The sequence below is a fragment of the Enterobacter sp. NFIX59 genome (assembly GCF_900113755.1).
Lineage (GTDB): Bacteria > Pseudomonadota > Gammaproteobacteria > Enterobacterales > Enterobacteriaceae > Enterobacter > Enterobacter pseudoroggenkampii.
The window spans coordinates 222,592-238,269 of the sequence record NZ_FOQN01000005.1; the positions used below are offsets into that span (position 1 = coordinate 222,592).

Sequence of the window (15,678 nt, forward strand, 5' to 3'; positions counted from 1 at the left end):
CTGCTTTGCCGGGTGGCGCTTACCCGGCAGAAAAGCTACCGCGTGATCCACAGCGTGGGCCAGGCATCTGGCCCATTCCAGTTGTCGCAGCTGGGCTCCTCGGCGTAGCGCACCAGGCGGAAACGCTGGCCGTCGAAACGCCAGCGCGTCTGGATCCCGCAATCGCCCATACCGCGTCCCAGCGCGAGCGTTGTCAGCTCGCGCGTCTTCTCATCGAAGCTGGCGTTCATCAACTCCATCTCACTGCCGTCGCTTGACGGCGTAAACGGCAGACGCAGCCTGACGCTGCGGGCGGTGAACGGTTTTTTACGTGATACCAGCCACGCCAGATCGACCGTGTTATAGGCCCCCGCCTCGCAGCTGACGATCAGCAGCGCTTTGTCATCGGTTAACGCGGTGACGCGCACTTCCCGGCGGTTAGGATCCAGCGAGCACTGGCTGCTGTTCATCCGTCCGGTACCATAGTCCAGCAGGTCGTTCAGTTCGGCGTGGGAGAGTGGCGTCGGGGTCGGATTGACGACCGCCACCTTTTTTAAGGCGGGTGCAGGCGGAACGCTTAACGGCGGATCGTCACCTTTCTTGATCCACGCGGTTTCGCTGCCGACGCGCTTTTGCTGCGCATCAATGAACAGCAGCGCGGCTTTCAGACCGCTCAGTGAAATGACCTGCTTACCGCCGCGCAGGGTCAGGGCCTTCCCTTCCTGGATGTTTTTCAGAAAGGCGGTGATGGTGGCCGCATCGTCCGTTTTCAGATGCCAGGGCGTGAGCTGCCAGCGCTGTTTGTCGAGCTTCAGAGGAACGTTATCCAGCAGCAGACGGGGAGCAATCTCAGGCTCTTTAACGGAGGGCGTATCAAGACCGCCGAGATCGATACGCAGCGTGGCATCCGTTTTCGCCCCGGCGCTTCGGGTGAGCGTCATGACCAGACCACGATGTTCGCCCGTGTTGCGGGCAAGGCAAAAGTTCTGGTTATTGCAGGTCACCTGCCAGTCAGAAAAGGCTTGCTGCGCGGGTGCAGCCCGCACCTGCGGCGCGAGGAGCACCCAAAACAGGGAAAATAAAAAGACGCTGTAGCGCATGAATGACACAATCCCGGAACGAAAACGCATAACTGGGCAGTATCTTCGTGTTCCCGCCGGGGTTGCTCAATCGGATTTATCAGATATACCCGAAAAACAGGCTATATCCGTTCGAAAGGGGTATTCATCAGCCCGGTAGTCTGTAAATACTGCAGTAATATCACTGCCTTACCATCCCTGATTTCCCCTGATCGCACCATCTCCAGCGCTCGGGAAAAAGGAAGCTCCAGCACTTCGATATCTTCATCCTCGACCCCACCGCCCCGGTGAGTGCGCTGCGCGTCGCTGTATTCCGCGATGAAGAAATGGACGATTTCCGTCACGCCGCCGGGCGACATAAACAGCTCGAAGACCTTTTTGACCTCGCCCACTTCGAAGCCGGTTTCTTCAACGGCCTCTTTGCGGATGCAGACTTCCGGCTCATCATCATCGAGCAGGCCCGCGCAGGTTTCAATCAGACGTCCGTCAGGGTTGCCATTGACCCATGTCGCCACCCTGAACTGGCGGATCAGCACCACGCTCCGCTTTTCACGGTTATAGAGCAGAATAGTTGCTCCATTGCCACGGTCGTAGACCTCGCGTTTGTGGCGGATCACTTCACCGTTGTTACGCGTAAGGTCATAGGTGATGTTACGCAGGACAAAGTAGTTTTCAGAGAGAATTTTGTCTTTGATAACGTCAATTTTCAGGGTCATACGGGCTCCACGACACAATGAGTCGTCCTATACTACGCCGTGAATCCCGCTTTGTCGCCCGCCGGTTTAATGATGTTTTGGCGCGTTAACCCCAAGCCAGTCGAGTATCCCTTGCGCCGCATGACGCCCTTCCGCCATGGCGGTCACCACCAGATCCGCGCCGCGTACCGCATCGCCCCCGGCGAAGATCTGCGGGTTAGTCGTCTGGTAACGGTAACGGCTCTCGACGGAGGCTACGATCCGCCCCCAGTCATCCGTTTCGACACCCTGCGCCTGCAGCCACGGCATCGCGTGCGGGTTAAAACCAAACGCCATGATGACTGCATCCGCGGCCATCACGAACTCACTGCCCGCCACGGGAACCGGTCGCCGCCGTCCCTGCGCATCCGGCTCTCCGAGTTCGGTACGCAGCATCCGGATACCGTTGACTCTACCGTTCGGATCCAGCGTCAGCTCAACCGGCTGGACGTTAAATTCAAACGCCGCGCCCTCTTCTCTGGCGTTCTTCACCTCTTTCTTCGAGCCCGGCATGTTGGCCTCATCCCGACGATAGGCGCAGGTCACCTTCGCCGCACCGTGGCGTAACGCGGTGCGGACGCAGTCCATGGCGGTATCGCCCCCGCCAAGCACCACCACGTTTAAGCCATGGGTGTCGATGAACGGTTCGCTGGCCGTCGCCTCCAGCCCCATAACATGCCGCGTGTTGCCCACCAGGAAAGGCAGCGCGTCATAGACCCCTGGCGCGTCTTCATGCGGGATACCCGCCTTCATCGAACGATAGGTTCCCACGCCAATAAACAGGGCGTCGTAATCGTGCTTTAACTGCGACATCGACACGTCCTGGCCCACCTCGCAGTTCAGCTCGAAGCGGATCCCCATCGCAGTAAATATCTCTCTGCGCCGCGCGAGCAGCGATTTGTCCAGCTTGAATGCCGGGATGCCAAAGGTCAGCAATCCACCGATTTCCGGATGCCGGTCATAGACCGTCACGCTCACGCCGCGACGCGCCAGCACGTCGGCGCACGCCAGCCCGGCAGGCCCCGCGCCGACAATCGCGACACGTTTATCTGTCGGCGTGACGGCGGACATATCCGGCCGCCAGCCCATCGCCAGCGCCCGATCGGAGATATAGCGCTCGATGTTACCGATGGTCACGGATCCCGCCTCTTCACGTATTGCGCAGGCCCCTTCGCATAATCGGTCCTGCGGGCAGACGCGGCCGGTAATTTCAGGTAAACAGTTGGTCTGATGAGAAAGCTCGACCGCGCCGGCGATATCCCCCGCGTTGAGGCGCTCAATCCACTGTGGGATGTGGTTATGCAGCGGGCAGGTCCATTCGCAAATGCTGTGCTCTCCGCATTTCAGGCAGCGCGACGCCTCGCGGGCGGCCTGCCCGTCCCGGAACGGCAGGTAAATTTCGTTAAAATGGCTTACGCGCTCTGCGGCAGCCAGTTTATCGGGCTCGCCGCGTGGCGCCGTCCCCTGCATCTGCTGCAGTTTGGTGCGCGGAGCATCTTCTCCGACGGCCTCCGCATGCCAGGGCCGCGCCTCCAGGCAGGCCGTGCGCTGTCGGCGCGATTTCGCCAGATGATCAAGGACAGCAGGCGTCGCCAGTGAGAGGACATCTGCCGGGCAATTTTCGATACAGGCCGGGCCGTGTGGCCGCGTCAGACAGAGATCGCATTTATTTGCCGAGGCCTTCACGCTGCCGTTGTCGAGCGGGGTGACGATAATCTCCATCGTGCCAAACGGGCAGGCCACCACGCAGGCCTTACAGCCGATGCATTTTTGTTGATTCACCTGTACGCTGTCATCGCATTTGCTGATGGCACCGTTCGGGCAGCTTTGCGCGCAGGGTGCATTTTCACAATGATGACAGGTCACGGGGCTGCTCTTCTCACCGGATCTCAGGACCGTAATACGGGGATGAAAATGGCGCTCGCTCAGGACATGCTGCTCATCGTTGTGCGCCATCACGCAGGCCACTTCGCAGGCGCGACACCCGATGCACTGCTGGCTGTTAGCCATAATAAAACGATTCATAACCACACCTGTTTTTGGTTCAATAACCTTTCTCTTTATAAGAGTATGGTATTTACGCATCACGGCGCGATCGGGCAATGTTCAAATGCCCGGAATGCCCAATTATTTCCAGTGAACCTGTGGCAGATCAATTTTATTCAGAGAGCCGTTCTGTGACCGTTAAACGACCCGTTTCCGGAAGCCTTGCCTGGGCTTTCTTTTCGATCATTGTTTTATCCGTGCTGACCAGCACCGTCGCGCTGCTGACGCTGGCCAGCAGCCAGCGTGATGCCGAAGCCATTAATATCGCCGGCTCGCTGCGCATGCAGAGCTATCGTCTGGGCTACGAGATGCAGCGCAACAGCCCTTCCCTTGCTGCACATCGCGAGAGCTGGCAACAGACGCTCGGCGCGCCTGCGCTGCAGAAGCTGAACCGCTGGTACGTTCCGGACAATGTTAAAGCACGCTACCAGCAGCTGCACGTGGCCTGGCAGGAGATGGATGCTCACATCGCCCGCGGCGACAGCGCGTGGTATCAACACAATATTGAAGATTTTGTCGGCCGCATTGATGCCTTTGTCCTCGCCCTTCAGCACTACACCGAACATAAAATTCAGACGGTGACCCTGCTTTCCCTGGCAGGCGCTCTCGGGATCCTGCTGCTGACGCTGTTTACCCTGCGACGCATCCGTCGCCAGGTGGTGCTGCCGCTTAACAATCTGGTGGCGGCCAGCGAACGGGTTGAGCGCGGGGAATTTGCAACCCCGGCGCCGGATTCCGCCCTGCCGAATGAGCTGGGCCAGCTCTCCCGCGCCTTCAACCACATGTCCGCCGAATTAGATACGCTCTACCGTTCGCTTGAGGCTTCGGTCGCGGAAAAAACGCGGCACCTGCACGAAGCCCACCAGCAGCTCGACATGCTGTTCAAGTGCTCGCAGGCGCTGAATACCGGCCAGATAGACAGCCACTGTTTCCGGCATATCCTGCAGATTGTCCATGACTATACGCAGATGAATTATCTGGAGCTGCGCACCAGCGACGACTGGCGGCTGTGTGAAGGGAAGGAGTCCAGGGGGATCCCTCTACAAAACCTGCCGGTACTGATGCAGGACACCCTTTACGGCGAGCTGCGCTGGCAAAGCGAAACGGACAGCGTCCCCCTTCCGCTGATGAGAAGCGTGGCGACCATGCTCGGGCGCGGGCTGTACTTTAACCAGGCGCAAAAACATTACCAGCAGCTGCTGCTGATGGAAGAGCGCGCCACCATCGCCCGCGAGCTGCACGATTCGCTGGCGCAGGTGCTGTCGTATCTGCGCATTCAGCTTGCGCTGCTCAAACGCGCCGTGCCGGAGGAAAATACTCCGGCGCAGACCATCATCTCCGACTTCTCCCGCGAGCTGAACAACGCCTGGCAGCAGCTGCGCGAACTGCTCACTACCTTCCGCCTGACGCTGAACCACGCGAATTTACCCGCGGCGCTACAGGAGTCCCTGGACATCCTGCAGAGCCAGACGCAGGCTAAGCTGCATCTCGACTGTCGCCTCTCCTCGCTGGCGCTGGACGCGCAAAAGCAGGTGCATCTTTTACAGATCGTGCGTGAGGCCGTGCTGAACGCCATTAAGCACGCGCAGGCCAGCGAAATCGCGGTGAACTGCGTGACGGCAGCGGACGGTACGCACTGCGTCAGCATTCGTGACAACGGGATCGGAATTGGCGAGGCCAGCGAGCCGCCGGGACACTACGGGCTGAACATTATGCGTGAACGCGCGCAACGGCTTGGGGGAACACTACACTTTTCACAGCCGCAAAACGGCGGCACGCTGGTCAGCGTGACGTTCCCGGTGCCCACACCGTTAACAGGTAAATAACGGTAAAGGGGCAAGCGCAGGGAAAAGCGCATGATAATTTACATTATCTCCTTTATTTCTCCACGTTTGACCTGGCCCTTACCGCTAAAGTTATGCGGGCAATAAACAATAATGACGTGCAGCAAAACGAGGTCACACTTTCATGGCGAATTTCTTCATCGATCGCCCCATTTTTGCCTGGGTGCTTGCCATCCTGTTGTGTCTGACAGGTGTCCTGGCGATTACTTCACTTCCTGTTGAGCAATACCCCGACCTGGCACCGCCTAACGTGCGCGTCACCGCCAACTACCCCGGCGCGTCCGCGCAAACGCTGGAAAATACCGTGACGCAGGTTATCGAGCAGAACATGACGGGTCTGGATAACCTGATGTACATGTCCTCGCAAAGTAGCGCCACGGGTCAGGCGACGGTGACCCTGAGCTTTAAGGCGGGCACCGACCCGGACGAAGCGGTGCAGCAGGTCCAAAACCAGCTGCAGTCGGCCATGCGCAAGCTGCCCCAGGCGGTGCAGAACCAGGGCGTGACCGTGCGTAAAACTGGCGATACCAACATATTGACCATCGCGTTTGTCTCGACAGATGGCTCGATGGATAAACAGGACATCGCGGACTACGTCGCCAGTAATATTCAGGATCCCATCAGCCGTATCAACGGCGTCGGGGATATCGACGCCTACGGCTCACAATACTCCATGCGTATCTGGCTCGATCCCAACAAGCTGAACAGCTATCAGATGACGGCAACCGACGTGACGGATGCCATTAAAGCCCAGAACGCCCAGATTGCAGTGGGGCAACTGGGGGGAACGCCTTCCGTTGATAAGCAAGCCCTGAACGCCACCATTAATTCGCAATCCCTGCTGCAGACGCCGGACCAGTTCCGCAATATCACCCTGCGCGTGAATCAGGACGGGTCGGAAGTGCGTCTGGGCGATGTCGCCACGGTGGAAATGGGGGCGGAGAAATACGACTACCTGAGCCGCTTTAACGGCAATCAGGCCTCCGGCCTGGGGATTAAACTGGCCTCCGGCGCGAACGAAATGGCGACGGCGAAACTGGTGTTAGATCGTCTGGACGAGCTGTCGCAGTATTTCCCGCACGGGCTGGAGTATAAAGTCGCCTATGAAACCACCTCCTTCGTTAAAGCGTCGATTGAGGACGTGGTGAAGACCCTGCTGGAAGCCATCGCGCTGGTGTTCCTGGTCATGTACCTGTTCCTGCAAAACTTCCGCGCGACGCTGATCCCCACCATTGCCGTCCCGGTGGTGCTGCTGGGGACCTTTGCGGTGCTGTACGCGTTCGGGTACAGCATTAATACCCTGACGATGTTTGCCATGGTGCTGGCGATTGGCCTTCTGGTGGATGATGCCATCGTGGTGGTTGAAAACGTCGAGCGCATCATGAGCGAAGAAGGACTCACTCCGCGCCAGGCGACGCGCAAATCCATGGGGCAAATTCAGGGGGCGTTAGTCGGGATTGCGATGGTGCTGTCGGCCGTCTTTATCCCGATGGCCTTCTTTGGCGGCACTACCGGGGCGATTTACCGTCAGTTCTCGATCACCATCGTCTCGGCGATGGTGCTCTCCGTGCTGGTGGCGCTGATCCTCACCCCCGCGCTGTGCGCCACCATTCTGAAACCGCTGCACAAAGGGGAGCATCACGGTCAGAAAGGCTTCTTCGGCTGGTTTAACCGGATGTTCAACCGCAACGCCGCGCGGTATGAATCTGCCGTCGGTCGCGTACTGCACCGCAGCCTGCGCTGGATGATGATTTACGTTGTGCTACTGGGCGGCATGGTCTGGCTGTTCCTGCACCTGCCCACCTCGTTCCTGCCGATGGAAGACCGGGGAATGTTCACCACCTCGGTGCAGCTTCCGAGCGGCGCAACGCAGCAGCAGACGCTGAAAGTGGTCCAGAAAGTGGAACAGTACTTCTTCACCAAAGAGAAAGATAACGTGGTGTCGGTCTTCTCTACCGTCGGCTCCGGTCCGGGCGGGAACGGGCAGAACGTCGCCCGCATGTTCGTCCGTCTGAAGGACTGGGACGAGCGCGATACCAGAACGGGAACGTCATTTGCCATCATTGAACGTGCGACCAAAGCCTTTGCGCGCATCAAAGAGGCGCGCGTCTTTGCCAGCAGTCCACCGGCGATAAGCGGGCTGGGCAGTTCTGCCGGTTTCGATATGGAGCTGCAGGATCACGCAGGGGCGGGCCACACGGCGCTGATGGCGGCACGCGATAAGCTGCTAGCGCTGGCGGGCAACGATCCGGGCCTGACCCGCGTTCGCCATAACGGCCTTGATGATAGTCCGCAGCTCCAGGTGGATATCGATCAGCGTAAGGCGCAGGCGCTGGGCGTCTCGATCAACGATATCAATGACACCCTGCAGACGGCGTGGGGCTCGAGCTATGTGAATGACTTTATGGACCGCGGACGCGTGAAAAAAGTGTATGTCCAGTCCGCCGCGCCGTTCCGCATGCTGCCGGACGATATAAACCGCTGGTTTGTCAGAAATAATGCTGGCGGCATGGTGCCGTTCTCCGCCTTTGCTAATTCGCACTGGGAGAGCGGCTCGCCGCGCCTGGAGCGCTATAACGGCTATTCTGCAGTTGAAATCGTCGGGGAAGCCGCGCCGGGCGTCAGTACCGGTACTGCCATGGACACCATGGAAAAACTGGTGCAGCAGTTGCCCGCCGGTTTTGGTCTCGAGTGGACGGCCATGTCTTACCAGGAGCGTCTCTCCGGGGCGCAGGCCCCTGCGCTTTACGCGCTCTCGCTGCTGGTGGTCTTCCTCTGCCTTGCCGCACTGTATGAGAGCTGGTCGGTCCCGTTCTCGGTCATGCTGGTGGTGCCCCTTGGGGTTATCGGTGCGCTGCTGGCGACCTGGATGCGCGGCCTGGAGAACGATGTCTACTTCCAGGTGGGCCTGCTCACCGTTATTGGGCTGTCGGCGAAAAACGCCATTCTGATCGTTGAGTTTGCCAACGAGATGAATGCCAAAGGCCACGAGCTGATGGCCGCTACGCTGCACGCCTGCCGTCAGCGCCTGCGTCCGATTCTGATGACGTCGCTGGCGTTTGTCTTTGGTGTTCTGCCAATGGCAACCAGTACGGGTGCAGGCTCCAGCAGCCAGCATGCGGTCGGGACCGGGGTGATGGGCGGCATGATTTCGGCCACCATTCTGGCCATTTACTTCGTTCCGCTGTTCTTTGTGCTGGTGCGTCGCCGCTTCCCGCTGAAGGAACGTCCTGAGTAAGTGGTTGAAATAAAAAAAGGCGGCTTTATCGGCCGCCTTTTTATTGTGTGATTAATTCACACTATGGTTATTTTACTTATTTTAGTGCTCTTGCAATTCTTACTGAATGTCATTTACGAAGCATGCCTTCGATAAAATCTTTCCAGTTCCCCAGTTCACGTTCAATCATAACAACCTCTCTTATTATTATGCGCATTCTACAAAAACGTACCATCATTGTGAAGACTATTTAACCAATTGCTGTGATTGTACCCCACGTCCTGCGGGGATTTATGATAAATATGAACGGAGAGCCCTCAATTTTTTGTGACGGCCAGCAATATTTTGAAATAACCCTACGGACGGGTGAGTTTTATTTTATTGGCTGACTTTATTGGGTTTTTAAAGTTTATGGACATCTATGCTTAAATGATGAAAGAATATTCAGCGTACAGTTGTGAGTCGAATTAAGAAGACACATTAATCCAGACGATTCCTGAATGTGTTATATTCCACTTAAGGATATATCTTCGAATTTACTGAACATTTAATTATCAGAACATCAAAAGGATTCACCATGGTTGTGATGTACGGCATTAAAAATTGCGACACCATCAAAAAAGCCCGCCGCTGGCTGGAAGCAAACGGCGTGGAGTACCGCTTCCACGATTACCGTGCCGATGGGCTCGATGCAGAATTTCTGCATAGCGCTATTCGCGAACTGGGCTGGGAAGCCCTGCTGAACACCCGCGGTACCACCTGGCGTAAACTGGACGACTCTCTGCGCGCCAGCATCAAAGATGCCGACAGCGCGGCAAAACTGATGCTCGAGATGCCGGCAATTATCAAACGCCCATTGCTCTGCGCGCCAGGGCAGCCTATGCTGCTGGGTTTCAGTGAAACCCTTTATTCCGACTTTTTTCGTTGAGGTGTAGTTTATGTCATGCCCGGTCATTGAGCTGACTCAGCAGCTTATTCGCCGTCCTTCCCTTAGCCCGGACGACGCAGGTTGTCAGGCTCTTATGATTGAACGCCTGCGTGCCATCGGTTTTACCGTTGAACACATGGATTTTGGCGATACCCAGAACTTCTGGGCGTGGCGCGGCCAGGGCGAAACGCTGGCCTTTGCCGGGCATACTGACGTCGTTCCTGCAGGTGATGCGGATCGCTGGATTAACCCGCCGTTTGAGCCGACCATTCGCGATGGCATGCTGTTTGGTCGCGGCGCGGCAGACATGAAAGGCTCTCTGGCGGCGATGGTCGTGGCGGCAGAACGCTTTGTGGCGCAGCATCCGAACCACAAAAACCGTCTCGCGTTTTTGGTCACCTCCGACGAAGAAGCCAGCGCGCACAACGGTACCGTGAAGGTCGTTGAAGCGCTGATGGCGCGCAACGAGCGTCTCGACTACTGCCTGGTCGGTGAGCCGTCCAGCACCGAAGTGGTGGGTGATGTCGTCAAAAACGGGCGCCGTGGCTCGCTGACCTGTAACCTGACCATTCACGGCGTTCAGGGGCACGTCGCGTATCCGCATCTGGCCGATAACCCGGTACATCGCGCTGCGCCGATGCTGAACGAGCTGGTGGGCATCGAGTGGGATAAAGGCAACGAATTCTTCCCACCAACCAGCATGCAGATTGCGAACGTCAAGGCCGGGACCGGCAGCAACAACGTGATCCCGGGTGATTACTTCGTCCAGTTTAACTTCCGCTTCAGCACCGAACTAACCGATGAGATGATCAAGGCGCGCGTTATCGCCCTGCTGGAAAAATATCAGCTGCGCTACACCGTGGAGTGGTGGCTTTCCGGCCAGCCGTTCCTGACGCAGCGCGGTAAGCTGGTGGATGCGGTGGTGAACGCCATCGAGCACTATAATGAAATTAAGCCACAGCTGCTGACAACGGGTGGCACTTCAGACGGACGCTTTATCGCCCGTATGGGCGCCCAGGTTGTCGAACTGGGGCCAGTAAACGCAACCATTCATAAAATAAATGAGTGTGTCAATGCGGCAGATTTGCAACTGCTGGCCCGTATGTATCAACGTATTATGGAGCAACTCGTCGCCTGACGAACGCTCTGAGAGGAATAGCGAATGGATTGGCTTTCAAAGTACTGGTGGATTCTGGTGTTGGTTTTTCTGGTTGGCGTATTGCTGAACGTGATTAAAGACCTTAAGCGCGTTGACCATAAAAAATTTCTCGCCAACAAACCGGACCTTCCCCCGCACCGTGATTTCAACGACAAGTGGGACGATGACGACGACTGGCCGAAGAAAGACCAGAAGAAGTAATCGGTCTGTATCCCCTCTCCTGTGGAGAGGGGATAACCTCACATAAACTCAACAATATCATCATTATCAGGCTTACCGCCGCTGAGCGCTTCATCAAAGTAGTGCTTCGGTACGGTATAGCGCAAACGATCGAGCGCGAACTGCATGCTGCGGTCGTCGATGGCGTGGCCCAGATCGTCAACGATATCCAGCGTCACATCCCCACCTTCGCGAATCAACGCTTCCTGGGCAGCAACCGCATGCGAGAGCTCGATCACCCGGTCTTCGCCGCCGTGGATCAGGTGGATCGTGGTCTGCGTGGTTGCGCTTGTCGGTAACGTCGCAAAACGGCCGTTAAACGCGATTACCCGTGAAACCAGACCCGGCTGCGCTTTAACGCTTTCCAGCGACATGATTGACCCCTGTGAGAAGCCAATCAACGCGGTCGCGTCGGCACCCACGCCGCTCTGCTGTTGCCAGTAGCGGACGATATCGATAAAGGTCGGCATGATGGCATCGATGCGCGCCTGACGGTTCTCTTCCGTCACGCCCTGAACCGAGAACCACTGGCGCCCGTTCGGGCCGCATGGCTCAACGCCACCGATGCTGACAATCAGCGCTTCGGGGAAAACGGGCGCAAACCAGCTGCCAATCTGACCCATATTGACGGCATTATCGCCAACACCATGAAACAGAAGCAGTAACTGTTTAGCCGGTTTGTCAGGGCTTTGAACAACAAAATGGTCGTGTTTCATGGTGGTCTCCTTAATAGATGACCTGGATTCTACGCCTCCCGGCGGGAATGACCATGCCACTTTACTGAAGAAGTCATTGAAAAAATTGCCATTGCAAAATGGCTTCCTTCAACCGCTGGCAGCGCGGATAATCAAGGCTTTCAAGCGCTTGCGCGGTTTCACTGCGCAGCTTTGCCAGCAACGCTTTTCGCCCGACCTCATCCGCTTTCCCTGCCATTTTCCCCCGCAGGGCCGGAAGCGGCATATCAACGGTGAGCAACAACCGCGTCAGCGCGGCAACCGAGGTTGAAAACGCCCGATGGGCAAACGCAAACCCCGCCAGCTCCCGCCAGTCGTCACTATTAAGGGTAGCTTCCCAGCCGTCTTCCACCGGGATCTTTTCACCGTTCCAGGCCGACAGGACGCGCATATCCCGGCACAAACGCTGATGTTCCTGCGCGCACAGCTGACGCCCGGCTTCGTTCAGCGGCAGCAGCGCCATCGCCGTGTAGCAGCCGCTGCTGGCTTCCCGATGGCTCCCCATCCGCACCAGCACAAACCCACATTGATGCCAGAAATGCCACAGCTCGTCGGTATAACCAAAACTCACCGACAGATAGTCTTCCCCGCTGGCGCTACGGATAAGCCGTTGCCCGATGCCTTCCCGCTGGCGCAGGGGGTGAACCGCAATGCGGCTAACCCGTCGCCCTTTCAGCGTCGCCGCGAGTGGCGATCCGCCGTGCGCCGCCAGCGACTGCGCCACGAGATTCCCGCGTGGACGCCGGAATCCCGCCCACACGGCGCGGCTAAGCTCAGGGGACAACCCGCCCTCTTCCACCAGCCAGAGCGCGCCGGCGATCTCTGCCTCCGTCCCGGCAACAGCAAAGTGCTGGCCGGGCGCGTCCATCATCCGGCGTAAATCGAGCGGTGAAGTACGGTAATGTGCAGCACACAGCAGTTCATAAACGCTTGCCACGCGTGCCGGGTCACTCTCCCACGTCCGCGGCGCCAGCGGCGTTATACGCACGTCGCCTTCCGGTTTGCGATCGATAAGCGCATCATCAAATAACAGTGCATTCGCCACGAATCGCTCAAGCGGGCATCCGGCAGCCCAGCGAATGGGGGTCGATAAGGCATAATGCCGCAATCCACTGAAACGAGCGCAGAACTTCAGCAGGAATCCCCTGCCCGTCCCCTCATAGCCCTGGACCGTGGTGGTTAACACTACGCGCGGAAAACGCGTCACCAGCTTCTCCAGCAGCGGACCAGGGATCGCAGCCGCTTCATCGACAATCAGCCAGTCAGCCTGATGTGAAGAGGCCAGCAGCGCGTCCGGAGCCATAAAGTGGAAATGCTCGCCCGCAAAGCGCGCAATGACATCCGTTGCCCCTTTAGCCGGTGCCGTGACCAACGCACTCCCCTGAATGCGACTGAGCAGCATCCCCGCCAGCGCTGACTTTCCGCGTCCGCGCGGTGCCGTTACCGCTGCAATGCCCGCAGGCATGGTCAGAAGCACATCGAGGATCTCCGCCTGCTCGCGCTGCGGTGCGCCGCTGGCAGGCTGCCAGGCGGGTAAATCCGGCGCAACGGGAACGGACAAGGGACGGTACTGATGCCAGACAATCGCATCCGAATCGGCGGCAAGCGTCCGGCAGAAGTGGTGCACAAAGTGTGGAGTGGCGATCGGCTCCGCGCTGTCGCTCCAGCGCAACGAATCGCTGTCAGGCCTGTTGGCCCAGTCAGCAAGCGGCGGAACCCGCAGCACCAGAAGGCTTCCGGCGCTCAGCGTTCCGCTCAGGGCGGCAAAGGCGGCGACATCAAACCCGGTGCTGGCGTCAAAAACGGCATGCCGGAACTCGCGTCCCAGCAGGCCGCTGATGGCTTTTGAAGGATGTTCGTCAAGCCTTACCCAGTCTCCGGGCAAGGCGTCACGCAGGGCAACCGCCTGGCTTAACGTCCACTGCGCCTCACCGCTGAGCACCACCAGCCGACGATGGCCGGTGCGCTCAAGCTCGCGTATCAGCTGATCAAACGCCAGCATTACATCGCTTTGCCGAAGGTATTACACTGCGCCGGGTCGCCGCTGTCGAAACCGCGTTTAAACCAGCTGTAGCGCTGCTGTGAGGTACCGTGAGTGAAGCTGTCCGGTACGACGCGCCCCTGGCTCTGCTGCTGAAGACGGTCGTCACCGATAGCCTGAGCGGCATTCAGCGCCTCCTCAAGATCGCCGGATTCCAGCACGCCCTGCTGCTGCATGCTGTGACCCCAGACGCCCGCGAAGCAGTCCGCCTGCAGCTCCATTTTGACGGACAGGCGGTTCACTTCAGCCTGCGACGCATTTTGCTGCAGCTGGCGTACCTTTGGCTCAATCCCCAGCAGCTTTTGCACGTGATGGCCAACCTCATGTGCGATCACGTAGCCCTGAGCAAAATCACCGTCGGCACCAAGCTTGCGTTTCATGTCATCGTAAAAAGAGAGATCGATATAGACGGTACCGTCTGCCGGGCAGTAGAACGGCCCCATCACGGATTGTCCGGTGCCGCATCCGGTGCGGGTTGCCCCCCGGTACATCACCAGCTTCGGCTGCTGGTAGGTACGCCCCATTTTCTCAAACAGCTGACTCCAGGTGTCTTCTGTTGTGGCGAGAATAACGGAGGTAAATTTGGCCGCTTCATCTTCATTCGGGCTGATGGAGCGCTGAGAATGCTGCTGCTGTTGCAGCGGCTGACCGGTCATCAACCCGGTGAGGTCAACGCCGTAGTAACCCGCGACTAACACCACAATCAGCAGGATGATGCCGCCCTTGCCGCTGGGTAACCGGAAGCCGGGCCCCCCCATTGAAGGACCGCCGCCACCATCACTGCGTCTGTCTTCTACATTGTCACTTTCACGACGCCCTTGCCAGCGCATAACCACCTCGAACTATTCCATTTATAATAGCTATGATCGTAGGCGGTTAACGGCAAGATTACCATAGGAAACAAAGGTAAGACGCCAAAGGATGCGAACATCCTTTGGCAGGTGAGGGAGTTAGTCGAGCTTAACGCCTAAACGGTGAGCAACCGCTTCGTACGCTTCAATCAGGCCCCCCAGGCTCTGACGGAAACGGTCTTTGTCCATTTTATCCAGGGTTTCTTTGTCCCACAGGCGGCTACCGTCTGGTGAGAACTCATCGCCCAGCACCACTTCGCCTTTGAACAGACCAAACTCCAGCTTGAAGTCGACGAGAATCAGGCCCGCGTCATCAAACAGTTTTTTCAGCACGTCGTTGGCTTTATAGGTCAGCTCCTGCATACGCGCCAGGTTCTCTTTGCTCACCCAGCCGAAGGTTTCGCAGTAGGATTCGTTGACCATCGGGTCGTGCATGGCATCGTTTTTCAGGAACAGGTCGAACAGCGGTGGGTTCAGTTCGATACCTTCTTCAATGCCGAGACGCTTCACCAGGGAGCCCGCCGCACGGTTACGAATAACGCACTCAACCGGAACCATATCCAGTTTCTTCACCAGACATTCCGTATCGGACAGCAACGCTTCCATCTGAGTCGGGATACCCGCTTCGGCCAGTTTGGTCATAATGAAGTGGTTGAACTTGTTGTTCACCATGCCTTTACGATCGAACTGCTCAATGCGTGCGCCATCCCCTGCTGACGTATCATTGCGGAACTCGAGCACCAACAGATCCGGGTTTTCCGTGCTGTATACGGTCTTCGCTTTGCCACGATACAACTCAGCTTGCTTCTGCATCTTCATTACTCCTGGTGTGATGATTTGTGTTCAA

General features: G+C 57.7%; 13 protein-coding genes. 5 read left to right on the top strand and 8 right to left on the bottom strand.

Annotation, left to right across the window (positions count from 1 at the left end):
- Positions 1-35: 35 nt before the first annotated feature.
- The 3 genes from BM007_RS17655 to aegA all read right to left on the bottom strand — a co-directional run bounded on the left by BM007_RS17655 (position 36) and on the right by aegA (position 3,817).
- A complete protein-coding gene (locus BM007_RS17655; RefSeq protein ID WP_024907576.1) occupies positions 36-1,079 on the bottom strand; it encodes a DUF1176 domain-containing protein in 1,044 nt (347 codons plus the stop codon).
- Between the two features lie 101 nt (positions 1,080-1,180).
- The gene (gene nudK / locus BM007_RS17660; RefSeq protein ID WP_090420112.1) at positions 1,181-1,774 is read right to left on the bottom strand and encodes a GDP-mannose pyrophosphatase NudK; all 594 of its coding nucleotides are present in this window, start codon (positions 1,772-1,774) and stop codon (positions 1,181-1,183) included.
- A gap of 66 nt (positions 1,775-1,840) precedes the next feature.
- Positions 1,841-3,817, bottom strand: coding sequence for a formate-dependent uric acid utilization protein AegA (gene aegA, locus BM007_RS17665; RefSeq protein ID WP_048989331.1), 1,977 nt, complete (start codon positions 3,815-3,817; stop codon positions 1,841-1,843).
- Positions 3,818-3,969: 152 nt separating this feature from the next.
- Between aegA and narQ the strand changes: the two genes are divergently transcribed.
- Both narQ and acrD read left to right on the top strand, forming a co-directional pair.
- On the top strand, positions 3,970-5,664 hold the full coding sequence (narQ, locus tag BM007_RS17675) for a nitrate/nitrite two-component system sensor histidine kinase NarQ (protein WP_090420115.1): 1,695 nt from the start codon (positions 3,970-3,972) through the stop codon (positions 5,662-5,664).
- Between the two features lie 142 nt (positions 5,665-5,806).
- Positions 5,807-8,920, top strand: coding sequence for a multidrug efflux RND transporter permease AcrD (acrD, locus tag BM007_RS17680; RefSeq protein ID WP_090420118.1), 3,114 nt, complete (start codon positions 5,807-5,809; stop codon positions 8,918-8,920).
- Positions 8,921-9,029: 109 nt separating this feature from the next.
- Here the strand turns inward: acrD and ypfM are convergent, their stop codons facing one another.
- Positions 9,030-9,089: a protein YpfM gene (ypfM, locus tag BM007_RS23085; RefSeq protein ID WP_015572204.1), complete on the bottom strand. Its 60-nt coding sequence runs from the start codon at positions 9,087-9,089 to the stop codon at positions 9,030-9,032.
- A gap of 387 nt (positions 9,090-9,476) precedes the next feature.
- On the opposite strand from ypfM, the gene BM007_RS17685 reads away from it, so the two are divergent.
- Genes BM007_RS17685 through BM007_RS17695 form a run of 3 tightly spaced genes read left to right on the top strand, consistent with a single transcriptional unit; the run spans position 9,477 to position 11,187 of the window.
- On the top strand, positions 9,477-9,827 hold the full coding sequence (locus BM007_RS17685) for an ArsC family reductase (protein ID WP_090420121.1): 351 nt from the start codon (positions 9,477-9,479) through the stop codon (positions 9,825-9,827).
- A 10-nt stretch (positions 9,828-9,837) separates the two neighbouring features.
- On the top strand, positions 9,838-10,965 hold the full coding sequence (gene dapE / locus BM007_RS17690) for a succinyl-diaminopimelate desuccinylase (RefSeq protein WP_048991267.1): 1,128 nt from the start codon (positions 9,838-9,840) through the stop codon (positions 10,963-10,965).
- A gap of 24 nt (positions 10,966-10,989) precedes the next feature.
- Positions 10,990-11,187, top strand: a complete 198-nt coding sequence (locus BM007_RS17695) for a YpfN family protein (RefSeq protein WP_014171111.1) — start codon at positions 10,990-10,992, stop codon at positions 11,185-11,187.
- Between the two features lie 38 nt (positions 11,188-11,225).
- Here BM007_RS17695 and ypfH read toward each other — a convergent pair whose 3' ends face one another.
- From ypfH to purC, 4 genes are all read right to left on the bottom strand, one after another.
- Entirely contained in the window at positions 11,226-11,921 is a 696-nt protein-coding gene (ypfH, locus tag BM007_RS17700; RefSeq protein ID WP_048991268.1) for an esterase, read from the bottom strand.
- 73 nt (positions 11,922-11,994) lie between these two features.
- Positions 11,995-13,941 carry a tRNA(Met) cytidine acetyltransferase TmcA gene (locus tag BM007_RS17705; RefSeq protein ID WP_090420125.1) on the bottom strand — a complete coding sequence of 649 codons (1,947 nt, stop codon included), beginning with the start codon at positions 13,939-13,941 and terminating at the stop codon, positions 11,995-11,997.
- A complete protein-coding gene (locus tag BM007_RS17710) occupies positions 13,941-14,810 on the bottom strand; it encodes a KPN_02809 family neutral zinc metallopeptidase (RefSeq protein ID WP_023308754.1) in 870 nt (289 codons plus the stop codon). The genes BM007_RS17705 and BM007_RS17710 overlap by 1 nt, the downstream gene beginning before the upstream one ends.
- A gap of 120 nt (positions 14,811-14,930) precedes the next feature.
- Complete coding sequence (gene purC, locus BM007_RS17715; RefSeq protein WP_023332985.1) at positions 14,931-15,644, bottom strand: phosphoribosylaminoimidazolesuccinocarboxamide synthase; 714 nt, start codon at positions 15,642-15,644, stop codon at positions 14,931-14,933.
- Between the last annotated feature and the right edge of the window lie 34 nt (positions 15,645-15,678).